This window comes from Streptococcus sp. CL9.43 (genome assembly GCF_049737935.1).
Taxonomy (GTDB): Bacteria; Bacillota; Bacilli; order Lactobacillales; family Streptococcaceae; genus Streptococcus; species Streptococcus infantis_I.
Genome location: NZ_JBKOTS010000013.1, coordinates 1 through 573 on the forward strand (window position 1 = coordinate 1; position 573 = coordinate 573).

General features: G+C 41.4%; 1 protein-coding gene. It reads left to right on the plus strand.

Annotated features, from left to right (window positions below; genetic code table 11):
• Positions 1-531 (plus strand): ABC transporter ATP-binding protein (locus tag ACLNCS_RS08555; protein ID WP_424848293.1); only part of this gene is annotated, 531 nt, incomplete at its 5' end.
• Positions 532-573 lie beyond the last annotated feature (42 nt).

The following is a 573-nucleotide window of genomic DNA, read 5'->3' on the forward strand; positions in this document are numbered from 1 at the left end:
AAAAATTCTGAAGCATCAAGCTTCCGTCGTGAAAAGTTAGGCTTTGTCTTCCAAGACTTCAATTTGTTAGATACGCTTTCTGTTAAAGACAATATCTTACTCCCTTTGGTATTGTCTAGAAAGCCTATTACAGAAATGATGAAAAAATTGGTCGTAACGGCTGAAAATCTTGGCATCAATCAATTGCAGGAGAAGTACCCTTATGAAATCTCTGGAGGGCAAAAACAAAGGGTAGCAGTTGCACGGGCTATCATCACAGAACCAGAAATTCTTCTTGCGGACGAGCCAACAGGTGCCCTAGACTCTAAATCATCTGCAGCCCTCCTTGATATCTTTGATCAGATCAACGAGCAAGGGCAAACCATTCTCATGGTGACCCACTCAACAGCAGCTGCTAGCCGTGCAAAACGTGTTCTTTTCATCAAGGATGGTATTCTCTATAATCAAATCTATCGTGGTGAAAAGACGGATCGTCAGATGTTCCAAGAAATCTCTGACACCTTGACTGTTATGGCAAGTGAGGTGAACTAGTATGTTTCGATTAACCAATAAGTTGGCCATATCCAACTTAAT